26 protein-coding genes are annotated in these 23434 nt (G+C 42.2%); 24 read left to right on the top strand and 2 right to left on the bottom strand.

Annotation, left to right across the window (positions count from 1 at the left end):
- Window positions 1-66 precede the first annotated feature (66 nt).
- From DC487_RS05230 to DC487_RS05335, 23 genes are all read left to right on the top strand, one after another.
- On the top strand, window positions 67-984 hold the full coding sequence (locus DC487_RS05230) for a hypothetical protein (protein ID WP_165799019.1): 918 nt from the start codon (window positions 67-69) through the stop codon (window positions 982-984).
- Complete coding sequence (locus tag DC487_RS05235; RefSeq protein ID WP_116774853.1) at window positions 972-1313, top strand: STAS-like domain-containing protein; 342 nt, start codon at window positions 972-974, stop codon at window positions 1311-1313. The genes DC487_RS05230 and DC487_RS05235 overlap by 13 nt, the downstream gene beginning before the upstream one ends.
- Window positions 1291-1911, top strand: coding sequence for a DEAD/DEAH box helicase family protein (locus tag DC487_RS05240; RefSeq protein WP_116774854.1), 621 nt, complete (start codon window positions 1291-1293; stop codon window positions 1909-1911). Before DC487_RS05235 ends, DC487_RS05240 begins: the two co-directional genes overlap by 23 nt.
- A gap of 469 nt (window positions 1912-2380) precedes the next feature.
- Complete coding sequence (locus DC487_RS05245; RefSeq protein ID WP_116774855.1) at window positions 2381-3034, top strand: hypothetical protein; 654 nt, start codon at window positions 2381-2383, stop codon at window positions 3032-3034.
- Window positions 3035-3043: 9 nt separating this feature from the next.
- Window positions 3044-3442, top strand: a complete 399-nt coding sequence (locus tag DC487_RS05250) for a hypothetical protein (protein ID WP_116774856.1) — start codon at window positions 3044-3046, stop codon at window positions 3440-3442.
- 5 nt (window positions 3443-3447) lie between these two features.
- Window positions 3448-4536: a major capsid protein gene (locus tag DC487_RS05255; protein WP_116774857.1), complete on the top strand. Its 1089-nt coding sequence runs from the start codon at window positions 3448-3450 to the stop codon at window positions 4534-4536.
- Window positions 4536-4919: a hypothetical protein gene (locus DC487_RS05260; protein ID WP_116774858.1), complete on the top strand. Its 384-nt coding sequence runs from the start codon at window positions 4536-4538 to the stop codon at window positions 4917-4919. The genes DC487_RS05255 and DC487_RS05260 overlap by 1 nt, the downstream gene beginning before the upstream one ends.
- 3 nt (window positions 4920-4922) lie before the next feature.
- Window positions 4923-5252: a hypothetical protein gene (locus DC487_RS05265; protein ID WP_116774859.1), complete on the top strand. Its 330-nt coding sequence runs from the start codon at window positions 4923-4925 to the stop codon at window positions 5250-5252.
- 2 nt (window positions 5253-5254) lie between these two features.
- Window positions 5255-5539 (top strand): hypothetical protein, encoded by a 285-nt coding sequence (locus DC487_RS05270; protein ID WP_116774860.1) that lies wholly within the window; start codon window positions 5255-5257, stop codon window positions 5537-5539.
- A gap of 25 nt (window positions 5540-5564) precedes the next feature.
- Window positions 5565-6041, top strand: coding sequence for a hypothetical protein (locus DC487_RS05275; protein WP_133228382.1), 477 nt, complete (start codon window positions 5565-5567; stop codon window positions 6039-6041).
- The gene (locus DC487_RS05280) at window positions 6038-6478 is read left to right on the top strand and encodes a hypothetical protein (RefSeq protein ID WP_116774862.1); all 441 of its coding nucleotides are present in this window, start codon (window positions 6038-6040) and stop codon (window positions 6476-6478) included. The genes DC487_RS05275 and DC487_RS05280 overlap by 4 nt, the downstream gene beginning before the upstream one ends.
- A 95-nt stretch (window positions 6479-6573) precedes the next feature.
- Window positions 6574-7113, top strand: coding sequence for a hypothetical protein (locus DC487_RS05285; RefSeq protein ID WP_116774863.1), 540 nt, complete (start codon window positions 6574-6576; stop codon window positions 7111-7113).
- Window positions 7114-7247: 134 nt separating this feature from the next.
- Entirely contained in the window at window positions 7248-7706 is a 459-nt protein-coding gene (locus DC487_RS05290; protein ID WP_133228385.1) for a hypothetical protein, read from the top strand.
- Window positions 7707-7965: 259 nt separating this feature from the next.
- Window positions 7966-12768: a phage tail tape measure protein gene (locus tag DC487_RS05295; protein ID WP_116774865.1), complete on the top strand. Its 4803-nt coding sequence runs from the start codon at window positions 7966-7968 to the stop codon at window positions 12766-12768.
- A complete protein-coding gene (locus DC487_RS05300) occupies window positions 12758-13198 on the top strand; it encodes a hypothetical protein (protein WP_116774866.1) in 441 nt (146 codons plus the stop codon). Before DC487_RS05295 ends, DC487_RS05300 begins: the two co-directional genes overlap by 11 nt.
- A complete protein-coding gene (locus tag DC487_RS05305) occupies window positions 13198-13710 on the top strand; it encodes a hypothetical protein (protein ID WP_116774867.1) in 513 nt (170 codons plus the stop codon). The genes DC487_RS05300 and DC487_RS05305 overlap by 1 nt, the downstream gene beginning before the upstream one ends.
- A gap of 18 nt (window positions 13711-13728) precedes the next feature.
- Entirely contained in the window at window positions 13729-16254 is a 2526-nt protein-coding gene (locus tag DC487_RS05310) for a phage tail protein (protein WP_116774868.1), read from the top strand.
- Between the two features lie 17 nt (window positions 16255-16271).
- Window positions 16272-17831 carry a hypothetical protein gene (locus DC487_RS05315; RefSeq protein WP_116774869.1) on the top strand — a complete coding sequence of 520 codons (1560 nt, stop codon included), beginning with the start codon at window positions 16272-16274 and terminating at the stop codon, window positions 17829-17831.
- Window position 17832: 1 nt separating this feature from the next.
- Complete coding sequence (locus DC487_RS05320) at window positions 17833-19041, top strand: glycoside hydrolase family protein (protein ID WP_116774870.1); 1209 nt, start codon at window positions 17833-17835, stop codon at window positions 19039-19041.
- Between the two features lie 11 nt (window positions 19042-19052).
- Window positions 19053-19574: an N-acetylmuramoyl-L-alanine amidase gene (locus DC487_RS05325; protein ID WP_116774871.1), complete on the top strand. Its 522-nt coding sequence runs from the start codon at window positions 19053-19055 to the stop codon at window positions 19572-19574.
- A 3-nt stretch (window positions 19575-19577) separates the two neighbouring features.
- A complete protein-coding gene (locus DC487_RS05330) occupies window positions 19578-19916 on the top strand; it encodes a hypothetical protein (protein WP_116774872.1) in 339 nt (112 codons plus the stop codon).
- Window positions 19913-20080: a hypothetical protein gene (locus DC487_RS17205; RefSeq protein ID WP_165799020.1), complete on the top strand. Its 168-nt coding sequence runs from the start codon at window positions 19913-19915 to the stop codon at window positions 20078-20080. The genes DC487_RS05330 and DC487_RS17205 overlap by 4 nt, the downstream gene beginning before the upstream one ends.
- A gap of 23 nt (window positions 20081-20103) precedes the next feature.
- Window positions 20104-20601, top strand: a complete 498-nt coding sequence (locus DC487_RS05335; RefSeq protein WP_133228391.1) for a hypothetical protein — start codon at window positions 20104-20106, stop codon at window positions 20599-20601.
- 16 nt (window positions 20602-20617) lie between these two features.
- On the opposite strand, the gene DC487_RS05340 is transcribed toward DC487_RS05335, so the two are convergent.
- Both DC487_RS05340 and DC487_RS05345 read right to left on the bottom strand, forming a co-directional pair.
- A complete protein-coding gene (locus DC487_RS05340; RefSeq protein ID WP_116774874.1) occupies window positions 20618-22489 on the bottom strand; it encodes an acyltransferase family protein in 1872 nt (623 codons plus the stop codon).
- A gap of 107 nt (window positions 22490-22596) precedes the next feature.
- A complete protein-coding gene (locus tag DC487_RS05345) occupies window positions 22597-22944 on the bottom strand; it encodes a hypothetical protein (protein WP_116774875.1) in 348 nt (115 codons plus the stop codon).
- Between the two features lie 138 nt (window positions 22945-23082).
- On the opposite strand from DC487_RS05345, the gene DC487_RS05350 reads away from it, so the two are divergent.
- On the top strand, window positions 23083-23430 hold the full coding sequence (locus tag DC487_RS05350) for a hypothetical protein (RefSeq protein WP_116774876.1): 348 nt from the start codon (window positions 23083-23085) through the stop codon (window positions 23428-23430).
- Window positions 23431-23434: the final 4 nt, after the last annotated feature.

A 23434-nucleotide genomic window follows, 5' to 3' on the forward strand; every position in this document is an offset into this window, starting at 1 on the left:
AAACATAACATAATTTACAGGTATCGTACCTCGGCGGAAATATCTTTCGATGGTATTGTTAAATCTATGGAGATAGTAACCGCTCCGATTGAATTTTCGTTAGTTACAAATCCGGCTAGTGTAGTTCAGTTTATCAATAAGCTAGAAGAACATTATTTAGCAAGAACTAAAGTCTTCATTGATTTAAAAAACGTTGAAAAATTAGATTATTCAGCTGTTACGATATTACTTTCAGTTATGTTTTCTTTCAAGGCTCGCAAAATAAGATTTAATGGAAATTTTCCTAATAACAAATTATTAGCTAAAAGATTAATTGATTCAGATTTTTTTAAATATTTAGGTCGTCAGATTAGCGAGAAATTAGAGTATAAGGTAGGCAAATCGAACCAGATCTTTACAATGGGAAACAAAGAAGTCAATTCAGAACTTGGAGAATTGGTCATGTACGAAGCTTCTAAAACTATTTGGGGACATCCAAGGAGTTGTAAAGGTTTGCAGAGAACCATACTTGAATTGATGCAAAATACGAATAACCACGCGGCCGTTAAACAAAAAGGTGAGGAACATTGGTGGCTATCTGTAAATCACGATAAAGTAAACAAAAAAGTTTCTTTCATCTTTATTGATTACGGAATTGGTATTTTTGAAAGCTTGAAATACAAACCGAAAACAAACCAATGGTTTGGTTGGTTAGATAAATTAAAGACACATCTTATCCATGGCGGTAACGATGAAATATTTAAACTTTTATTGAATGGGCAAATGCACTTAACTGTGACAGGCCAACCATACCGTGGAAAAGGGTTACCCGGAATTAAAGAAGTTTTCGACAGAAATCAAATAAGCGAATTAAAGATTATTAGTAATAATGTTTACGCGGACGTCGTTAATGGTAATTATACTACTATAAAAAGCGAATTTAATGGTACTTTTGTGCACTGGGAATTGAATGAAAATAATGTTAGCGCAGCATGGATAAATTAACTCTTTACGTCAAGGATTTTTCTCGTACTCCAGGTACTAGGCATAGGGACGAGGGCCGAAAGTCCAATTCCGGACAGCAATTTCGTGAAGAATATTTGGAGCCGTATTTTTCCAAAGTAATAAGTGGAGAATATAATAAGCTAGTGGTCAACCTCGACGGCACGATAGGATTTGGAACGTCTTGGTTAGAGGAAGTGTTTGGTGGGTTAACCCGCCATTACGATACGAAAACCGTGATGTCTAAAATAGAATTTGTATCGAAGGAAGAACCTTATTTGATTGAAGATATACATTCTTACATAGAACATGCAAAGGATAAAGTCAAGTAAGCTTCATTTGGGTTTAGCGTTTGCTACTGGATTTGCAATTGGAATAATTTCACTAATTTTATTTAAAAAGTTTTCTGAATTTACGCTACAAGATAGCATCACTCTAGGCATAAATCCGGTAGAATTTGTCGCAATTATTATCAACGTTTTATTGGCATTATATATAGGGAAAACGATTGGTAAACAAAACGACTCCGATAGAGCAGAGAAAGATATTCTGATAAGCTCTTATGAAAACTTTGGGAATCAGGTTGATAACGTAGTTAGAGAATTTCTAGATACAAGGCAGTTTGATACCGCTATTGTTCGGTCTCAATTCAAGACATTGAGAAGAAGGCGCCAATCACTCGAAGATCTAGCAGCCAAGTATGAATTGAAGACTACTGGTACTGAAAAGGATTGTCCTATAAATAAACCCCTTAGTGAGCTCTGGGAGTTGTTTACTGACTCTCCTAGGACAGTAAGTTCAGATGCCTCAAAAGAGCTTCAAGATGATGTAGAATATGTTAACATGCAAAAAATATCCGACATCGAATCTAAAGCTACGGAGGTGAGTGAGTCTATTTTCGAAGTCATCATAAGCATCAATAGAAAATAATTACAAATCACTCCTAACTCCTGCATAAAGTACAAGTCTTTGGAAATAGCTAATAATTATGATATGTTTCAATACTGATTGTAGTAATATCATACTTATTAGATTTCTTTAAATATGTTTTGCAAACGACTGCAACTTAAACAGCCAGTCAACATTTACTTCTGTATTGGTAATTTTTATAAATATTTATAAGCCATTAATAGGCAATCAGAAATATTTTTATAAGTAAATAGGGTAACTTACAGTTTCGTAAGATTAAGCAATACCCCGACTTATCCGCAAAAATTCTATACATTAAAAATAATGCCGCAAAAAAAAGGTCTCTAGCAAAGCGACACCCAACAGTTGCAACCAGCCCCCGTTGCAACCCCTAACACTTTAACCCACCACAACCCCTCCATACTTTTGTATTCAGGCGTACACGTATGAGCAGCGCAGCTCTATACGGTTATAACTAAATCACAAATAAATGGACTTCAAAAAACTAATTAGAGCATTACTTCAAAGCAAATTTGGAGGCGCACAACTTTCAGACGCTCGTGTGAATGAGCTAATCGAAAAGGTAAAGGACAAAGTCACTACGGAAGAGGAACTCGAAGCGAAGTTGGATGCATTCAATGAAGGTTATGCCTTCACAGAAATTGCAAAAGACGACGACCGATATCGTACCAAGCTTGCGGAATTGGAGAGGTTGAAGAGCACAGGCAAGGGCGATGAAAAGAGTGATAAAACCGAAACTGCCGCCACCACAACCGAAGACATGCCAGCATGGGCAAAGGCTTTGATCGAGGGGAATAGGACCGTTACAGAAAAGCTTGCTGCTCTGGAGGGGAACAAAGTCGTGAACGATCGCCGTTCTGCTATCCTTGGTAAACTAACTGGAGCTGATGAGACGTATTCTGGTAAAGTACTTCGTGACTTCGGCAGAATGAATTTCGCTGACGATGCAGCATTTGCAGAGTACTTGGGTGAGGTAGAGTCAGATTACACGACACATACCCAAAACGTAGCTGAGAGTAAATTAGGGAATGATGCTCCGTTTAGAGGCGTCGGAAAAGACGGCAAAGTGACCGAGGCAACTAAGGATGAGTTGGATTCGGTAATGAATGAAATTGGATTATAAAATAATCAAATGGGAACAACAATAGATTTACACAACGAAGGTACGATCATCGATTCGTCCAAAGACACGGTGATTGTCACCAAAGTTTTGGAGACGGTTCGAGGTGGACGTGCGCTTGACGTTACGGGTTTCGATCCGAAAGTCGTTAATGCTGGCCATATCATCATTAAAGATACTGCTACGGGCAATATCTTCAAGCCGATGCCAGTCAATACGGCGGCAACCGCGTACGCAGCTCTTCCAGATGGATACGAGTATGCGCACGTGCAGATCAACACGGTCTTAACAGCGAAACCTGCCGCTGCCCTTTTAGTGCGGGGAACAGTAAACCCAAAGGCGTGTGTTATTGAGCCGACCGCGGAAGCGATCGAAGCACTTGGACCGCTTATCATTTTTAGAGCAGACTAAGAATTATGCAAAAATCATTATTTATTCAGTGGGTACAGAAGTTCTTTCCGGGGATCATTGTACGTACCGTCGAAACGCTGAACGACACGAAGCGTCCGTTATCGTATTTACATACGACGATGCTTCGTCCGGTATTCTCAGTTACAGGGAAGTGGGAGAGCCTTTCGGCTTCTTTTAGTTTGGTTGCTGCCGATGTTGTTGCAATGGATTCAGAATTGCCGCTTAAATCGCGCGATTCGATCTCTCAAGCATCTGGTGATATCCCGAAAATGGGTATTGAGCTAGCGCTAAATGAGACTGAACTTACTCAGCTTGATACGTTGATCCGCAGTGGAGCAACCAATGGGCAGGTGATTGCCAAACTATTCGCGGATACACCGCGCGCCATCGGAGCGATCTACGAGCGTAACGAAGCTATCTTCTTACGCGGTTTCTCTACAGGAGTGACTGTTGTTGAAGATCCGGAGAATGTTGGGGTAGGTGTTCGTTGTGATTACAAGTACAAGGTTGATCACAAGTTTGGAGTGGAAGGACTGTATACCGATAAGGTAAATGCCAAGCCATTTGATGACTTCCAGCGTATTGTCGAGAAAGCGACCGAAGATGGTAACACCATCGTAGCTGTTTACACCGATACGCCAACTCTGAATGCGATCGCCGCTACTGACCAGGCTAAAGAGTATTACTCATTCAGCCAAAACAGTACTGGCAATAAGCAGATCCCAAATCTTGATTTCGATCAGTTGAGCACATTGGTGAGTAAGCGTTATGGCTTTACTTTCATCAAAGTCGACCGTACGATCAAAGTGGAGAAAGACGGAAAGCGTAGCACAATCAAACCGTTCGCAGCTGGAGCAATGGTATTTGTTTCCAGCACAAATGTTGGTGATTTGGTTTATGCGCAATTGGCCGAGGAAAACCACAAAGAAGCAGGTGTTGAATATAGCAAAGCCAATGAGTACATCTTGGTGAGCAAGTTCCGCACAACTTCTGCAGGTTTGAGAGAGGTTACGCGTGCACAGGCTCGCGTGGTACCGGTGGTAACTGCCATCGACGAAATCTATTTATTAGACACTAAAATTATTCAAGCATAATGGCAGGAGAAACTACAAACAAGGGAGCAGAAGCAGCTGCTCCCTCAACAGAACAAACCGTGAAGACGGTTAAGCACACGGTAACTGAGGCTGATATCAAGCACAATCCAGAATTGATTGGCAAAGGTGTTAAAGTCGTTGATACGATCGATCTTCCAGAAGATGTGAAGGCCGCTGCGGATGCACGCGCGGCAGAGGCGGCAGCGACAGCAGATGCAGGCAAGTCCAAAGGCAAGGCAAAGCCAGCCAAATACACCGTTCTACAACCATTTGCTGATAAAGACAACTTCAGCAAGATGTGGAAGGAAGGCGATGATGTCTCTCACTTTGATGAGGATCGTTTGGCTAGCTGTGTAAAGCGCGGATTGATCAAGAAGGGTTAAGGTATGGCAAGCGTTAAGGAAGTCTTGAAGGCATCAATGGGATATAAATTTCCAGATGCTACGGTCACACTAATTTTGGAAGAGCACGGATTGGCGCCAGACGCACCACGTGAATCAAGTAATATCGATCAGACTAAGTCGATGGATCTTTCTCGAGCTGCACTTCTTGACTTTCTTATCACGCTACCTAAATCTGTCCGCGAGCTGGATTACCAGATCACACAGCAAGATGCAGATGCTTTGAGCGATATGCGCAGGCGTATTCTAGCTAAATGGGGTATCATCGAGCCCGTAGGTGACTCTGGATTCGTTGATTTATCAAATACTCACTAAGCATGTTTCCAGACCAATATCCAGATAAGCTCGTAAGGCAAGGGGAAACGATCGATCAAGCATTGCCTTGTAGGTTCTATCCCAACTCACGTAGCCGCGGTATGAAGAAGGTAAAGGATGGTAATGAAGTTGATGTACAATATACCATCTCGATGCCGGAGGAAACTCCAAATCTTGCCGTTGGCGAAATTGTTACTGGATATGATGAGAGAGGTAACGTTATTGTTTGGAATGATACGATTGCAATCTTCCATCATGGGCATTTTCATTGTGTGGCATATGTGTAACCGCAATGTATAACCGCGACGTATAATGTTTAGACTTGAATTAGATATGACCCCTGCCGAACTGGATGCTCTTTATAATGATCAGATCGAGGAAATGGATCGCCAAACGCTAGATGCATTCAAACGGGTACTTGCAAGAGCTTTGGAGATTCAGCGCGCTAAGATGCGCCCAGACGGTGGATACGATGATCAGACAGGACAACTGCGATCATCTACTGGTGGAATGATCTACCGCAATGGTGTCGTTCTTCACGAGGATTTCCAGTTAGCGCCATACGGGACCGACAAAGCGCCAGGAATGGATGCTGGCCGTGAATTGGCATTACGTGAAGTAAAGCTTGCTCGCAGTTACGGTGATTCTTCAGGTTGGGGGATAACGTTAGTCGCAGGAATGGATTACGCTAGTTGGTTGGAGAATGCTCATGGTAAGTCGGTCGTGAGGGATGCGCTTCGGGAAGTGGGAAATAGTTTGGATCAAGCGTTCAATGAAATAGAGGTATGAGCAAACGTGAATTGAAAAGTTCAGTTGATGGGATGGAAGATGTTAAGCTCGTACTTTTAAGTGCTGGCGTTGCTGATATGCTTTCGGGTGAAGTTCGACTGTTACAGCGTAGATTGAACAGTACTAAAGAGGATTGCGTTATCAATACGCTAATTTGGGATGCTGAGCAGATTCAGGGAGGCATATTGAATGTCAATTTCCATGTGCCTAATCTTACTGGCGAGCGCAGTGATAATCCTACAGCAGTAGATAATACCCAGCCAAACATACCTCGATTGCATGAATTGGGAAAGGTGGCAGCTACAGCTTTGGATGGGTTTGAAGGTTTCGACTTTTCTCTCAATCTTCGCGATCCTGGTCAACTGGATAACCATGGTAATCAATGGATTTACAATATTCAAGTGGAGTACAACTTTCTACGGAAAGATATCACATAGGAGTGGCGGCATACCGCTAGGGTGGCGACCATTCGCCAGTTAATTAACAGAATTATACGAGGAGGCAACCTCGTTGGTCTCTAACAAAGAATAATATGTTTCCAGTAAAAGGAGTAGAATCTATTGAGTTTGCACCGGTTGGTGCAGATGGAGCTTTACCATCTACGGGTTGGGTAAAGTTTACCGACATCGAGGATGGGTCGGTATCGTTCAACGTTCCAGAAGCGACACTTACCAAAGTTCGTGTTGAAGACAAAGATGGCGTTTGGGCAATTGTTGGTGAAGAAGGTGACGGCGCAAGTGTGACCGGCAAATCTTTGAACCTTGATCCTAAAATTGCGGATTTGCTTTTCAAAGGTATTGCCAATTCCACGGCTACCAACAAGTTTGAAGCGCCAATCAATAGCGCGAATGTTGTCAATCTTGCTGTACGTGTGACCTCACGTCCGCGATTAGGCCACAAGATGGTGTTCGTGATTTTGAATGGAGCTGTGGTGGCTCGTATTGAAAACCCATTGACCAAGACTGGCGCTGAGTTCCTTTCATTAGGATTCACAGCAGAGGCAACGGCAGTGAGTGACCCGGACGGCGATCCAGTAGCGCCTTGGTACTACGAGAAAGTTGCGGTAGCGTAATTCGCCAAGCAATTGAATTTACATACCCCTACTTGCCACATAATCAAGTAGGGGTTTTTTACACCTGAAAAATGACACAAAGAGAAATTGCAAATACATTTGCTGACCAGCCTACAAAGATCGGCGAGGTTCGCATGCCGAAGTGGGGTATTGTTGGCCGCCTGCTTGGATTATACCGCACGAAAGAATTGTCTATCTCTGGGCTTCCGCTTGGTAAAGTTCAGCTAATTGCCGCAGAGTTTGACGATATGTTAGGTGGTGAAGAGGTTGAAGGGATGATTCAGTCAGATCAAATTAATATGCTATTAAAGAGTAATCTACCTCAATTAGTTAAAGTGATTGGTATGGCTGTAAGCAAAGGCGCAAAGATGCCAAGCCGAGACTTGATGGATGCGCTCAATGAGCAGTTTACTATGCCCGAATTGGCAGAGGCTATATCGGAAGTCTACCGGAGGTTAGACTTATCGACTTTTTTCGGCATTTTGGCTTTGACCAAAAGTCTGAATCTAAGCGATACCCAGGATCAGCAAGCCCATGGGCAACCATCATCAACACCGCCATCGCTACCAAAGGATGGTCCGAGCAACAGCTAGTCTGGGAGACGTCCTACCAAAACCTACTATTGTACACTTTGTGTATGCCGTCCGCCAAAAGCGATTCCGATGATACGCCAAGCAAGCGAGGCAGCAGTGACGGTAAAGTGATTGAGATGTTTTCCATGTTTGAAAGTAGAGATAGCTAGTACCTTAGCCTTGATTTAGTGGTTGCAACAGAGCCCCGTTGCAACCCCCTTTGCTTGTCCTGCCTGCCGCGAATAGGGAACTTTGAAATACCCACAAAACTCGGGTATACATGGCTGATTTAAGGTATAGGGTAGTTGTTGATGATGCAGAAGCTCGCAGAAGATTACGCGAGCTTTTGTCGAATACGGGTGTTTCGTCTCAAGCAGGATCCGGCGGCGGAGCAGATGATGCAAAGAAAGCTGCTGCTGGTATTGCTGAGGTAAGCAAAGCACAGAATAGCCTTAAAGATGCGCAGGAAGCGGCGATCAATTCGCTTCGGGATTTGCGCAAGGAAAGAGCGAAGGAACTTAGTGAGCTCACCACGCTAAAGCAAATTGAATCTGAAGCTGCAACCGTTCTGGCGGAAAAGAAAGCAGCTACCGAAGGTTTAGTTCAAGCCCAGCAGAAAGCAAACATCGAACTTCAAAAAAGCCGTAAGGCTGCGGTTGATTATAACCTAGCATTAAAGCAGCAGGCAGAGGAACGTCGCAAAGCCACCGAGGAAGAACGTAAGGCCGAAAAGGTTCTTCGTGATGCGCAAAAAGTGCTCAAAGATGCTGAACGTCAACAGGCACAGCGGGAGAAAGCGGCCGCCCGTCGGCGCAAGCAGCTACAGCAAGAAAGCAGCGAATACTATCAACTAAATCAAGCCCTAGGCAAAGTTCGCAAAGAAACTAAAGATTTACTTGCTGAGATGTTTCGTCTTGAGCGTCAGGGCAAGAAGAATTCTGCCGCTTATGAGTACTTGCGCCAAAAGGCCGAAGCTTTAACCAAGCAAACCCAGTACTTAGACAACGGTATTAAGAAGATCGACGCTACGTTGGGTTTGCACCAGCGCAATGTTGGTAACTACGGAGAAGCACTTGAGCAGATAAGTCCAATCATCATGGACATCAACCGTAAGCTTGCGCTTTTTGGTACTTCCATCGATCAGCTTGCAGGAAAGCCATCTGCTATTAAAGAATTGGGCGCAGCCTTTATCTCCATGGGTAAAGGTATTTTGTCTTTCCTACTTTCTCCGATCGGCCTTTTGATCGTTGGCGTTACGGCACTTTTCAAGCTATTCACCGCAAACAAGCAGACAGTTATCGATTTCAATAATGGTTTGCTGAACGTTGCCAAAACAACGGGCTTGGCTGGCGCAGACTTACAGAGTTTATCAGACGCCATTATCAAGCTTTCGCGATCACTAAAAACTGTCAGCACGGATAAGCTATTGGAATACGCTACTGTTGCTGGTCAGCTCGGTGTTAAGGGATCTGCTAATATCTTAGCATTCACTGAAGCACTTGCCAAGCTTGAAACAGCGTCCGATATCGGCGGTGAAGAAGGTGGTGCGCAGATCGCTCGTTTGCTTCAATTAGTTGATGGTGGCGTTGAGAATGTAAAAGCCTTTGGTGATGAGATTGTGAACCTAGGTAACAACTTTCCAGCTACCGAAGCAGAGATATTAGCAAATGCTACTCGAATCGCTCAATCTACAGGTATCTATAAGATTGGACGACAAGAAGTGCTTGCCTATGCAACAGCTACTAAGTCAGTTGGTGTGGAGGCCGAGCTGGTCGGATCTACTATCGGCCGTACGTTGGGTATTCTGGAGAAGGTAATCCGCACTGGTAAAGGAGTCTCTACAGTCCTCAAACTTGTTGGAGGAACTCAGGCAGAACTTGGCGCGAGATTCCGTGCAGATGCAGCAGGAGTACTGACTGATTTCATTGGCGGGCTTAATAAAGTTGAAGGTGGAGCAGCTGGTGTTAATCAGGCTTTATCTGCGGTCGGTATTAGTGCCATTAGAGATAGAACGGTGCTTGGCGCACTCGCCACCAATGGCTACGATGTGTTAACAAATTCATTAGAGAAAGTTCGTAATGCTGCTGGGGCAATGGATGATGAGTTTGGAACTGCATCTCAGAAGTTGGTAAATCAAACAGCACGTGTTGGGATCGCTTGGGATAATCTTGTACTAAGTATTGAGAATGGGCAAGGAATTATAGGTAAAACTTCGATTGCGGTTGTAGGCTTCTTTGCAGACATTATTGAAGCTGTCACACCTGCTGGTTCGGCAACTCAAGCTCTTACAGAGGAATACATCAAGCAGCGTAATGAAGTGGCTGCGACAGAAGGTAAAATAAAGCCGCTTTTAGAGCGCTACGATGAGTTAAAGCATAGCGGCCACTTAAATACCAAGCAGCAGAAAGAACTGAAGGATATTATTCAGCAAATTGCTGCTGTGATGCCTTCGGCCGTATCTGGATGGAACAGTTTAGGAGAAGCATTGGATATTAACAGATCTAAGGTTTTAGGACTTACAGAAGCGCATCGTGAGTTACTAAAGGAAATGAATCTATCAACCACCCGTGAACTGAATCAGCAGTTCGAGCAGCAGGCTAAAATGGCTGATAGAGCGTTTAAAATTTTGAACAATAATAAGTTCGACGAGCTTGGATTAGAAAGACATCGAGAAAGATTTGCCTCCGTTAAAAACGAACTCCTAACAACTGCTGAAGAACTTCGAAGTATTGGAAATACACTTACTAGCGAGCAACGTGATGTCCTAGATAGATATGGATTCATTAATGCTGGAATAATGGACGTCGAACTACCGGCTCGTTTTAAGAAAGTAGATGATACTGTAGTTGAACCAGAAGTTGACGCAGATGCAGCCAAAAGTGCCGCAGAGCAGCGTAGACTTGCATTCGAACGTCAGCGCGCTTTGCAACTCTCTATTGATGCGATTAATGAGCAGGCTTCTCGGAATAACCTAACCCGTGATCAGCAGGAAATCGCCTCCATCAAAGACAAGTATGCAAAAATCGAGAAGGAGGTTAGAAAATTCTATGATAACCCAAAGAACAAGGGTTTCAATGTTGATATGAGCGGATTGCAGCGTTCAAAGGATTTTGAGGTTTCGGAGGCGGAGACTAGGCAAAACTCTACCACATTAGCCAAGTCACTTGACGCGCAAAAAGCATTGGTAGATGAATACAATTCATACGCAGAAGCCACTTCATTTGAAGCTGCTGATAAGCGATTTGCTAAGGAACTGGAACTCATCAAAAGCTACCGCCAGCGAATTATTGATGAGCGAGCTAAGCTTGGAGCGGCTCAATTAACAGCTTCAGCATTTGGTATGTTTGGCGCCCCTGCTGCTTTGACATTGGCGCAACAAGAAGCTGATAAGGCGCTAAAGGAAAGGCAAGAGGCTCTTGATAAGGAGGAGAGAGCAAGGGAAACCAAGAAGTACATTGATGCACTAAATCTGACAAAGGATTTTAATCAGAAACGTTTAGATCTTGACCGCGAATACGATACAGCTAGAACTGCATTAGGAAAAGATATTACACCAGAACAAGAGGCTGAATTGGAGCGTAGGCGTGCAAAAGATATATCTAAACTTGCAGCTGACCAATTGACTAATTCGGATTCTTGGAATATGCTTTTCAATAATTTAGACAATTATACCGCCTCCCAACTAGGCAAATTGATTGATGAAATTGAAAAGCAATTTGCTGAATTAAAGATAAACTTTGATCCAATTGATGTTCAGGCTATCCGTGACAAGCTTCGCGAGGCGCAAGATCAAATTCTTGCTGATAATCCTTTTGCACGTGTAGGGCAGAAGATACGCGCTATCATGTCTGAAGCAGCAGATGGGAGTGAAGAATCAAAAGCAAAAATACTTAGGCATTGGAAGGAACTTGAAAATGCAACGGCACAAAGTTTTGCGTTTGTACAAGATGCGGTAAATTCTGCCGCTCATTTAAAAGATGCATTAGGGGAGGTTGGTACAGCCGCTCTAAATTCTTTGACAGCAATAGCAACAACAGCGCTGGCTGTCCAAACAGCAATTAAGTCCGCAGAAAAGGCAAGTGTTATTCTCGCGGTAATTTCAGCCGCATTGGTCGTCGCAAATCTTTTGGCCGGCGCATTCAAATCAATATTCAATGCAGGCGATAAACGGCTTGAAAAATCAATTCAAAACACTAAAAAGGCAGTTGAAGAATTAGATTTTGCGTACCAGCAATTAGAAAGGTCAATACAAAGAAGTGTTGGGGATCAGTATTACAAGGATTCTGAAAAACAAATGCAAAATCTAATCCAGCAACGCGCTTTGATACAGAAACAAATTGATGAGGAAGCGCAAAAGAAGAAGCCGAATCAGGATAAGATAAGAGAGTCTCGAAACGAACTTCAAGGGGTAGACAACGATATAGAGGATTTGCAAGAGCGTATCAAGCAAATAAGGCTACAAACTGACTTTAAAAGTTTTTCTAAAGACTTGGCTAATGCATTAGTGGCAGCCTTTGAACAGGGTGAGGATGCGGTTAAAGCTTTAGATGATTCATTCAACAATTTTATCAAAAACGCAATTGTGAACAGCTTGCAGATGCGACTTATTGAACCTGAAGTTGAAAAAATGATGACCGCGGTGGATGAATATATGTCTTTAAACGGAAATGACCTTCAGGGATTCAATTTTGAAAGTTGGAGAGAAAGGATTGGTGCAGCAGGGGAAATATTCCAGAATTCTTTAGTTCCCCTATTTGACGGATTAGGAATGAACAGTATCTCATCGTTACGATCGGAATCTGTCGCGGCACAATTAACAGAATCAACTGGAAGCGAAATCGTCGGCATGTACCGTGCTGGTTATGATATAGCCAAGCAGCAGCTTAACATTATGCATAGCCAGCAAGCAACGCAGATTAATCTATTGGCGGTTGCTCAAAATAAGTTGATTGCTTTGAATGCAATTCAGGTCAATACCTACAACACTGCCGCGGAAGCGCTGAACATCGCTAATAACACTGCCGGTATGCTGAATGAACTCAAAGCCGTCAACCGAAACTTAGGAGGTAAATATGGGGTATAATGTAAAAGAAATCGTATTGCGACACATGAATAGAAAAGGTTCGTGTGGCTATGGCATTAAAGAGGTGCAGCAGGCTGGATCTATCAAAGAATTGATTGATTTAATGCTTACGCCTAAAGGTATCGAGCATTGCATGGAATTTCAGTTTCCAGACATCAAACTACTTCTTCAACACAAAGATGAGCTAAAAACACATCATGTCTATGTGGATGGCGATCACACCTTGAAAAATGCACAGCTAGTTGTTGTGTTTGGCGGCAATATTACACTGACTATTGATGATTACAATGTTTCTCAGGTGTATGCCACAAACGATGCTAAAGTAAAAATTATTGCAACTGGTAACGCGTACGTTACGGCGGAAAGGCATCACAATGCGGAAATAGCGAAAGTGACCAATGGGAATGCATCAGTAAAAATTTTCGGCTAATGAGTTCGATCCTCAACTCAACCCCAGCAACATCGCTTGGCCTGTATTTCCGCAGAGGATCGCTGTACAGTGAATTGCTAAAGCTCCCGAAACCAAAAGAACGCTTTTTCAATGAGTGGCCTGATCAACATGGTAGAGAATACGACACTACTTCGCCTACAGTATATGAGCCATTGCAGTATAGCATCGCTTGCTATTTGACGGCTGATAGTATTGGTGATCTACAGCAAAAGCGTTCGGACGTATTGGAGCTAATATCTAAACCAGAAGGTTTCACACTATTTAGCGAAACGCTAGGAAGAGGCTTTGCATTGAGGTATATCGAAAGTGGGTCATTCAATACAATAAATCCCATCTGGAGCAAAGGGAAATTGTACTGCGAGTTCACTTTGACGCTTGAAAACAACTTCGCACCAACCGAGCAGCTTTTTAGACTGGAGGACATCAATAGCATCGTACTAACTGAGAAGGGTGAGGAAATATATGTAATGGATTACACAATACAATTTTAAGTTCACAACACAATTCTAATGAACATTCAAGTATACAGACGTAACGTACCAACAATAGAGCTGCCTTTAAATGCTGCTATCTACACGCGCAAGCTGATGGCCGAGCATGAATTGGTGTTCTCGTTTGCTACGCCGGTAAACCTTGATTTGCGTGTTGGAGATACGCTAAATTATAAGGGTGAATTAATGACGTTAAATAGTGATCCAGAACGAACGCTGACTCATCTGAAAGAATACAACCTGACCTTTCAAGGCCAGCGTCATACCCTTGAACGATTCATTTTGAAGGACGAAGGCAAGGCAACCTTTGATTACTTCGGGGAACTGGATGTATTCATGTTGATGTTTCTGGAATATGTCAACAGCGTTGATGCAGGTTGGTCCATTGGTGAGTTAGATGCCACAGAGCCAACTTCGCTACGGTTTGATAAGGTTGATTGCTATTCCGCGCTTAACGATATCGCCCAAGCATTTGCTTACGAGTGGCAGATCAAAGGAAAGGTGATCAGTATAAAAAAGACGATCGGAACTGCTACGACATTATCTTTCAGCTACGGCATGGGTAATGGACTATACAGTCTTACTAGAAATCTGCTGGAGAATAGCCGTATAATCACCAGAGCATACGCTTATGGCGGCACGCAGAACTTACCTAAAGACTATCCTTACCAACAGCTTACCGTTCCAGATTATTTGGAAGATCCGGCATTGGTTGAGCGTTATGGCCTTCGCGAAGGATATGTTGAAGATTTGGAGATCTACCCCAACCGAACATCGACCGCTACTGGTGTTGGCCAAATAAATGAAGGCACATTTGAGTTGATTGATACCGCCCTAGATTTCGATTTAAACGGGCAACGGATTGCAGGTGAAGATGCTTACATCGTTTTTAAATCAGGCATTCTTTCAGGCATGCAATTTAAAATACTCTCGTACAGCCCTAGCCGAAAATCGATCAGATACGAAGCCAATAAGGAAACCAACGGAACTCTAATGCCTAGATCGGGTTTAGTTGCGGAGATTGGCGATCAATATACGCTAATTGGCATGCGTATGCCCGAAACGTATGTGACGGCCGCTATTGCAAAGCTGACTGAAAAACGTGCAGAGTTTTTCGCGGACAATAGTGTGCCTAGAATTGCATACGATTTGGATATCGATGTCTTGCATTTGAAACGTCTGGCCGTCGAACCTAGGGAAGGTGATATCATCAACATCAAAGATGATAGTGAGGGAATTGACGAAGATGTTCGCGTAACCTCCATTTCATATCCAGCGCATTTTCCAGATGTACTAGAGCAAGGTATGCAGTTTACATGCGAAGTGGGCAATGATATTACCTACACGCGTGTTCAGAAGATTGAAAAGGATATCAAGGATACGCGAAATGTTGTCACTCAAGTTAGCCGCGATAGCTGGGAAAATGATCGTCGAAACATACTAGCGCTAAATGAATTCAAAACCATGGTATTCGATCCAGATGGCAATTTGGAGAATCCATTGATTCAAGCAATCGCCGGACTTTTCGGTACTGATAGCCAGTATTACGATTTGGTAGATGTTGTGATGGATATCAATGCCGGCGGTGATCCGAATGCTTTTACAATGACTGGCGGCCGTTTAGTACACAAACGATACGTTATCGAGGGACTAGGTTACATCTGGCAATTAGCACCTTTCAGCGCAACAGAGCTAGATCCGCTAAAAGCATATTACCTCTCAGCCAAATGTAGTCGTACATCCCTTACAGGTGAATGGGTTTTAAGTGAAGAGCAGATCGCAACAGATGGCGGAACACATTGGTACTTTAATCTCGGCGTACTATCTAGTGTCTTGGATGGCTCTCGCAGTTTCCGCCCAACCAAAATGTTCACAATGATCAGCGGTGGCAATATTGAGACAGATACCATCACCGCCTACTTCATAAATGTAGTGCGCCTATTTGCGCAGGTGATCACTGTCGGATCCGAAGGTTTTGTAAACGCTGGGATTTCTGGGGTCTCAGATAATGGCGGACAGTCCGTGCGGTTCTGGGCTGGTGCAGATGCGCAAAGCAAAGATACAGCGCCGTTCCGTGTGCTGAATGATGGGTCAATGGAAGCCTTCAAAGGTAGAATCGGTGGGTTTAATATTGATCAGAATTTCCTCTACTTCGGATCTACCAATATAGAGGAATCAAATGCTTTTCTATCTCCAACAGCTATTCACTATAAAACCGACACGTCGCCTGGAGGTCAAACAGTCCAATACGATAAGCAAATCTATATCGATGTGAGACGATCCGCACAGGTTGCACATCAAATAAAAACAATTTCTATGAATAATCAGCCGGGCACAAGAAGACCAAATATTGCCTTGGATCTGGATGCTCATGGATCTCCTAATACTATCGATGATGTGGCTCTACAATTACGCGGTGGGGTTCTGGTTTACAATGGAGAGACCTACGTCAAGGGAAGAACATTTATACAAAATATTGGGGGCGGTTATGGGATGGTATTCGTGGAAGGTATCTATATCAACACAATCCCATACACAGGATAGAAATTACATTTAAACATATGGCAAAACAAGGTAAAGCATGGCCAGCAGGCTACAAAAAAATACAATCTACCAAGGTTGATAATTTCATGGTTTCAGACAAGGACACCAAAGAGATTGGCTATATCGATCGCAATGAGCTGGTGAATAGTATTGAAATCACAGGAGAATTAATAGACCCAATAGCACCAGGTACGGCTCAAGCTCCTGCAGTTATTCCAGCAGGGCCAGCTGGGCAGAAGCGAAAGTTTACACCGGCACCGGGGTTTTACTTTGTGGGTGGAACTACTCGTGAAGTGACTAGTGATAATCGTTGGGAAATGTTCTGGAGTGATCCTAACTGGCAATTGCGAGATCTTGGGAAGCTTCCTGATTTATCAAAAGTGCTACCTGCCTCTGCCAAATCAAATTGGATTGAAGACGAAGTAACTAGATTGACGGATGGCACTTTATTAGTTGCCAACAAAAATACTACCCAAGCTCCTGCTAAGGATCAATCAGACTGGGATCCTGTCGGCGGTGATGACACAGCAAAAGAGTTGCTAACCTCATATACCTCAGATGGTGGTGGGACAGTTGATCCACTTGTTTATCAAAATTATTTAATTACTAATCCTGGATTAGTAAGAACGAATGATGAAGGTTATAGGACAGTAGAAGTTGACGTAACAAATGCCCATAAATTGAGATACCAAGGTAGGCATATGATCACAAGTAATCCTCCTCTTTGGGCTGCTATAGTCGGAGAAAGATCTGACGGCAAAAAAATGGCTATTGAACCATCTCGAGGGGCATATATTGACTTTGATAAAACGTATGATGTATCCAATTTTGTGACGGTTTACGTAACCTACAATTACAACCATGCGTCGGAAGCAACAGTAATTCCTTCCATTACATTGTTAGGAGAAAATGAGTTTGCGCAACCTGACGGGGTATATAAGTCTGTTGAATCCGTACAACGCCAACTGGAAGAAAATAGGCTTTCGGGCGACCCGGGATCACAGACATTTTTGGGATCTCAAGCATTCAATACCAATGCAGGAGCAGGATATCTCAAAACACTACTTATTCCCGTTAAAGCTGGTCAGAAAGGTAATTTCAAAGTATATACAGATTTTGCCATACTTGATTACTACGATAAAAATCTAAATCTAATTGGAAGTCCATTGAACGGAAGCGGCGTAACGGTGCAATCTAATGCATCATATACTTTCCCTCAAGATGGTTTCATTAGTGTTATTACTGGCTCTAATCTATCCACCAGTAGCTTCACCCTAAGCGCCGTAGGTAGGATTTACTTGAATGCATTCAAGAGTATAAGTGGATCACCAAGGGCGATAGATCTATCTGAAAATAGATATCATGATGCAGAGCAAATCACAACTAACATAGAATTAGAATTGTTGGATTTAGGATCTTTCGGGATGGTAAACGCATTTAGATTCCGAGGTGGCGGAGTAGTGTTTGGTGGAGCTTTTGATATTGCCCCTGGATCGAAAGCATATGATCCCTCATTATGGAACACGATCTATATCTACAATTCGTATAACCGTCCTACGGTGCTAATCGTCAACTAATATGTTTGGGATACTTTTACAACTCGGAGACAGTCGCCCCGTAGTGCCTACCGAAGAGCGGCGATATAAAGTGTCGGATCTACTTCCTGCTGCTTTTACTGAAAGTGCGTTGGGTCTTGACGATTTTGCCGTACGTGACGACGCTTACGCAGCCATACAAACAAGGCTTAACGAAGCTTCTAGCCGTACACGCGTGATAATGGAGTGGGACAAAGCGGTAGCACTTTCAGATAATTTAAGAATTGGATCTAATACTGATATTATTTTTAACAGTGGTAAGGGAGCTGTTTTAATGAATGGTGTTAGTAAGCCGCTTTTTAGGAATCGCACAGATCGTGGTTATGGTCATGCAAACATAGTAGACCAAAATATTACAATCCATGGAGAAGGCATATTAAATGGCAATGCTATTAATCAAGAACGTGGTGTATACGGGTCTGGCATGGCTGCTGGCGTTGCATGGCATGGCATACGAAATATCGATATTGATGGTTTATCGATATTTAATCACAAGGTATATGCTCAAGAAGCTACCAATGTTATCGGCGGTAAACTAAGGAATTTTCGTACTGACATTGGCGATGTTTACCAAGGCCCAAATATGGATGGAGTTCATTGGGACGGGCATTGTATGGATTGCTTGTTCGAAAATGGACGTGTTCGATCAAATGATGATGCATATTGTATTAATGCAGATGATGGTTATGCGTACTGGCCAACTGCATCACACAACAATCCTTATTTGGCTGGTTTTTATAACATAAATTTTAATGGCCCTGCTCAAAATATTATAATGAAGAATCTCATTATCGATAACGAGCGAACCTATCATGGGTTCGGCATTCGAATATTATCATCTACCAGTAGAGTAGATGGCATTGAAATCTCCAACATATCGGGTGTAGCTAGCGATTATGCTTTGCTTATAGATACATATTCATGGTATGCTGGGGCAATAGATAGACCAGGTAAAGGCGATGTGGGTACTATACTTGTCGACGACTTTACGGTGCAGACTAAACACAGCACTGGAGGTAACGAGATACCAAAGGGCAAAATATCAGTAACCTGTTCAATGGAAAATTTCGTGGCAACTGGAGTAACACCGAATACACTTAGCAACATTCCCTTAGTACATAAGTCAGCAACCGATTTTCACAACATACCATTGGACTACGGTACTTTCAATGTAAATGGTATTGACTATTAACATTAGTAACAATGAGAAAGATAAATAGAATAGTACTGCATACTACTGCAGGTTGGGCGCACGAAACGCCAGAATCTATCCAGCGGATGTGGCGTGTGAATCTCGGATGGAAAAATCCAGGGTATCACATTCTCATTCCTACAGATGGATCTTTAGTTCACTTGGCAGATATCAGCAAGATCACAAATGGTGTGGCTGGCTACAATTCCGATAGCGTGCATGCATCCTATATTGGTGGTCTAGTTGAGATCAAGAACGGAAAGCACATCTACGGCGATACGCGAACGCCTGAACAAAAGGATGGTTTCTGGTCGGCAATCGAATACTTCTTCAAAGAAATCGGGAAGTATCAGGAGATAGGCCATATATCCATAGTTGGACATCGCGATCTTTCACCAGATCTTAATGGCAACGGAATTATCGAGCAGCGTGAGTGGATCAAAGTATGTCCGACATTCAACGCAATGGAAGAGTATGGGTGGATTGCCGGCAATAAGGCATTGGAGCGAATGAAGCACCGGAAAACGTATTAATAAATGAAAACAGAAGAGCAAGGCTGCAAACAGCAGGATCAGGGGAAGCAGAAGCCATCGTTCATGCAGATTGTAAATCATCCGGTGACTTACGCAATGATCGTTATTGTCACCGTATTCAATCTAGTATTTTACTACATCGTTGATTTGAATAAGGATTCGCGCGAGGCGGAACGAAAGCTGAATGAGAAGATGCTAGAAATGCAGGGTGGATTATATCAGCAGATGATCGAGGAGATTCGGCCGGCGGTAAACAAAGTCACCGAAGCAGCTATCAAAGTAGATAGCGCAGCAGTGAAAGTGGATAGCGTTGCTCAACAACAGAAAGGGAAACGCAAATGAAATGGATAATTCTATTTGTGCTCATCGTCACAGTAGGTGATGAGCCGCAGAGCCATCCGGTACCGGTGCAACGTATTGCCCAGCCTTTGGATGAGCTTGTGCCGCTGCTGGATTCGCTGTCATGTAAATTGGAAGGTATGACTATTAAAATTGAGAAGCTATGATGCGAGGGTTAATGATAGTTCTGGTGTGCCTAGTGTTCACCAGTTGCGGAATCTTCCGTAAGTCTAAGCGATCAGAGAAGTCGCTAGATAAGGTGGAGTCTTCAAAGGATGTCAAAGTAAATACAGAGCTGACCGTCAAAGAGACTGGCCGTGTTGAAGAAAATACGCGCGTGGTTAGCTCAAGCGATGGAAAAACAACCGTTTACCCTAAGTCCGGTGCGCAGACCACTATTGCTCCAGATGGAACTATTACAACCGAAGCGGACAGCATAGTACAGAACACTAAACAGCAAACGGATGCAGCTCGTAATATGGTGGGTGAAGTTGCGCGAAGTTTAGATGAGAAGAAAGATAGTGTCGAGCAAGAAGGAAAAAAGCAAGAACAGCGGAAGGAAGAGAAGGCTAGTGAGAGTAAGCCGAGCTTTTGGGCTATCTGGGGAATGTGGATAGGGATTGGATGTGCGGTGGTTATTGTGACTGGATTTTTGATGTGGAGGTTTGGGATTAAACGAAATAAATAATGCCGTCTACCAAAAATTAGTTTGAGATGAATTTTTCGAATACTTCACGTTCTAAAATATCTTTATACATTTTTAATCCAGAAACGGAAAGGTGTCCTGCGTCATAAATGTAATCAGTCTCATCCTCATTACTGGTATTGGACTTTACATCATATATATCAACATACCGTGATGCTATGTGTGAATTTTTTAAAAAATTATTAGCTTCAGAAGTGCGATGATCAATATATCTATTTAAACTGACCCCATATCGACTACTTAATAGATTTGCAATAGGATAATCTATTATATAGGACTCCGTTTGCCCGATATATATTACTGGGATATCGAATTGCGCAAAATACTTTTCCGTACTATCTATATAATTTAAAAGTGTCTCATCATCGTATGAAGCATAATTTGCTGAAATTACTACACCTTTAAAATGTTGATGATTTTCTGGAATATATGAATCAAATATGTATTTGAATAGATCTTTTGGGGCTTCGAAATCAGTATGTGATGCTGGAGATGGGAAAGTTGCATCGCCGGATGCTTGAAGTATGTTTACGTTTTTTGTCAAAGCTATATCTGGCATCAAGTTGCCGAACATTCCTGCGTGACTATCTCCAATCAATAGATAATTATCAACATCAGGTCTAATTTTGTCTAGGTGACTTTGATCCCAATCTTGAAAGTTTGATGTTGAAAGTATATGCCCTCGGCCAAAATCATATTGTCTTGGAGCTATAGAGTCTTTATAGGTATAAAAATCATTTATTATCTTTTTCTCACTATCATAAATCACTAATCTTGAATAGTCCAAATTAGAAATTAGTAGAAATAGAGTAAAAATTGAACCTGCTAAATACAATAGGTATGAAGGTTTCCAGTGATACATTTTTTTCTCTACAAAAAAGTAAGAACATATAGCGGCTACAAATGATAACATTATCAGCAGAATCTTATTATTCACACCTTCGTGTACTGTAAAGTATAATGCAAATACAGCAATTGGCCAGTGCCATAAATACCATGAATAGGAAACATCTGAAATAAAGTTTGGCAATCTCCAAGTAAAGATTGAAACATTTGAATTACTTAATATTACTAAGAAGGTAACAATAGCTGGTATCAAAGTCAGCGCGGATGGCCATCCATAGTGAGCAACAGGAATAACGTTAGTTATACAGAGTGCTAAAGTTAATAAACTGCACATGGTAATAGCTGACCGAACCTGTAAAGACATGATCCTTTCTGCCCATTGGCTACCGACGAACGCAATTCCTCCCAAGAGCATTTCCCAAGCACGCGTGTGCACCATATAGAAGGCTAGTGATTGATCCTTGATAGAATAGATTGCGCAGAGAATAAACGATATTAAAGTCAGAGTAGATATTCCTACTATCATAGCTATTCTACTTTTAAATATTTTATTTATGAAAAGCAGAAAAATAGGATATATCATGTAGAACTGCCATTCCACGGATAAAGACCAAGTATGAAGAAGTAGGTTAGTTTTTGATGCGCCGTCAAAATATCCTGATGTCAGATAATACTTAATATTCGATAAGAAAACAGACGACCATATTGCACTATCTATATATCCAGGAATCTTCAGGCCAAGAAATAATTGTGTCAAAAAAAATACGGCCACCAGCAAGAACATCAGTGCAGGAAATATTCTAACAACTCTGCGCAAGTAAAAACTTAAAAGATCGAATGAAGTAGATTCAATGCCAGTTAATACAATTTTAGTCATTAAATAACCAGAAATAACAAAGAAAATATCAACTCCTATAAAGCCTCCATGAGTGTATGGAAATTTAAAATGATATAAAACTACAGCTAAAACCGCTATGCACCGTAGAAATGAAATATCATATCGGAAATTATTACTAGCTATCATTTAATGCGTCAGTCAGGTTACTTCAGAGGCGAAACTAAGCAAATTATCAGACTTATTCCTTGCATGAATAATTTTATGAAAATTATGTAGATTTACAGCTATATTTCCTACCCCAACACCTCCCTCAAATACTTCTTGCTAGCCTCCAAGTCACTGTCAAGATCGAACACTCCGTAAACATAGGGCAATAGCCGATCGTATTCCATTCGTCTGGAGTGACTATCGATCACTAGCACAGTGCGCACGTCCGGTATGGATCTAAGTAGATCCACATCAACATCTCCAAGCAAGTTCACATTGATCATTAAAATGGATATGTTCTCGTAGCGAAGTGTATCCAGCACATCTAAAATATTGTCCGCTTCAAATGGCTCAATATCGTTTCTACACTCTCTGGCAACCAATATAGTGCTATACCTATATAGGCTTACTTCATCGGCAAATAGTACTTTCAAAATCTTTCAATTGTAGGTTACGACTAAGATAGCAAAATAGTGCTACGGTCGCGACAGAGTATTAATACGATAAATCATGATCGGTATTGATTATGCGATATCAATTCGATTATATTTGCTAATAATATTAGTAATTATATGTCAAGCAAAGAACCGTTCATACCACTTTGGCATCGAAGAGAGCCAGAGAAAAAAGAGATGCCATCAAAGGCAGCAGCTCTTTATAAAAGTGCAAAAGTCAACGACTGCTGGATATATGATCTCATAAAAAAGAAGTTCTATACCCCTGAAGAGTTTGCCGAAAAGTGGGAGAGCGTTTATAGAGAGCCAGGGGAAATTAGGCCAAATCTTGAATTTAAGGTAATGAGTCCGATGGCTGCAATCAAGCAACGTGCTGAATGGGTTAGAAAAGCTAGCGAAGAATTACAGGCTGTACTTGAGAAGCTCGAAAAGTATAATGTTTCGTTTGAGAGGAAGAAAGAGTAAGTCA

The organism is Sphingobacterium corticibacter, from assembly GCF_003076635.1.
GTDB lineage: Bacteria > Bacteroidota > Bacteroidia > Sphingobacteriales > Sphingobacteriaceae > Sphingobacterium > Sphingobacterium corticibacter.

What these genes read in the sequence shown, in the direction of transcription:
- DC487_RS05260 (WP_116774858.1), top strand. Translation starts at nt 4,536, where the DNA reads ATGGCAGGAGAAACTACAAACAAGGGAGCAGAAGCAGCTGCTCCCTCA.
- DC487_RS05330 (WP_116774872.1), top strand. Translation starts at nt 19,578, where the DNA reads ATGAAAACAGAAGAGCAAGGCTGCAAACAGCAGGATCAGGGGAAGCAG.
- DC487_RS05240 (WP_116774854.1), top strand. Translation starts at nt 1,291, where the DNA reads ATGCAAAGGATAAAGTCAAGTAAGCTTCATTTGGGTTTAGCGTTTGCT.
- DC487_RS05290 (WP_133228385.1), top strand. Translation starts at nt 7,248, where the DNA reads ATGCCGAAGTGGGGTATTGTTGGCCGCCTGCTTGGATTATACCGCACG.
- DC487_RS05250 (WP_116774856.1), top strand. Translation starts at nt 3,044, where the DNA reads ATGGGAACAACAATAGATTTACACAACGAAGGTACGATCATCGATTCG.
- DC487_RS05300 (WP_116774866.1), top strand. Translation starts at nt 12,758, where the DNA reads ATGGGGTATAATGTAAAAGAAATCGTATTGCGACACATGAATAGAAAA.
- DC487_RS05305 (WP_116774867.1), top strand. Translation starts at nt 13,198, where the DNA reads ATGAGTTCGATCCTCAACTCAACCCCAGCAACATCGCTTGGCCTGTAT.
- DC487_RS05315 (WP_116774869.1), top strand. Translation starts at nt 16,272, where the DNA reads ATGGCAAAACAAGGTAAAGCATGGCCAGCAGGCTACAAAAAAATACAA.
- DC487_RS05320 (WP_116774870.1), top strand. Translation starts at nt 17,833, where the DNA reads ATGTTTGGGATACTTTTACAACTCGGAGACAGTCGCCCCGTAGTGCCT.
- DC487_RS05280 (WP_116774862.1), top strand. Translation starts at nt 6,038, where the DNA reads ATGAGCAAACGTGAATTGAAAAGTTCAGTTGATGGGATGGAAGATGTT.
- DC487_RS05230 (WP_165799019.1), top strand. Translation starts at nt 67, where the DNA reads ATGGAGATAGTAACCGCTCCGATTGAATTTTCGTTAGTTACAAATCCG.
- DC487_RS05295 (WP_116774865.1), top strand. Translation starts at nt 7,966, where the DNA reads ATGGCTGATTTAAGGTATAGGGTAGTTGTTGATGATGCAGAAGCTCGC.
- DC487_RS05255 (WP_116774857.1), top strand. Translation starts at nt 3,448, where the DNA reads ATGCAAAAATCATTATTTATTCAGTGGGTACAGAAGTTCTTTCCGGGG.
- DC487_RS05270 (WP_116774860.1), top strand. Translation starts at nt 5,255, where the DNA reads ATGTTTCCAGACCAATATCCAGATAAGCTCGTAAGGCAAGGGGAAACG.
- DC487_RS05310 (WP_116774868.1), top strand. Translation starts at nt 13,729, where the DNA reads ATGAACATTCAAGTATACAGACGTAACGTACCAACAATAGAGCTGCCT.
- DC487_RS05350 (WP_116774876.1), top strand. Translation starts at nt 23,083, where the DNA reads ATGTCAAGCAAAGAACCGTTCATACCACTTTGGCATCGAAGAGAGCCA.
- DC487_RS05245 (WP_116774855.1), top strand. Translation starts at nt 2,381, where the DNA reads ATGGACTTCAAAAAACTAATTAGAGCATTACTTCAAAGCAAATTTGGA.
- DC487_RS05235 (WP_116774853.1), top strand. Translation starts at nt 972, where the DNA reads ATGGATAAATTAACTCTTTACGTCAAGGATTTTTCTCGTACTCCAGGT.
- DC487_RS05285 (WP_116774863.1), top strand. Translation starts at nt 6,574, where the DNA reads ATGTTTCCAGTAAAAGGAGTAGAATCTATTGAGTTTGCACCGGTTGGT.
- DC487_RS05275 (WP_133228382.1), top strand. Translation starts at nt 5,565, where the DNA reads ATGTTTAGACTTGAATTAGATATGACCCCTGCCGAACTGGATGCTCTT.
- DC487_RS05325 (WP_116774871.1), top strand. Translation starts at nt 19,053, where the DNA reads ATGAGAAAGATAAATAGAATAGTACTGCATACTACTGCAGGTTGGGCG.
- DC487_RS17205 (WP_165799020.1), top strand. Translation starts at nt 19,913, where the DNA reads ATGAAATGGATAATTCTATTTGTGCTCATCGTCACAGTAGGTGATGAG.
- DC487_RS05265 (WP_116774859.1), top strand. Translation starts at nt 4,923, where the DNA reads ATGGCAAGCGTTAAGGAAGTCTTGAAGGCATCAATGGGATATAAATTT.
- DC487_RS05340 (WP_116774874.1), bottom strand. Translation starts at nt 22,489, where the DNA reads ATGATAGCTAGTAATAATTTCCGATATGATATTTCATTTCTACGGTGC.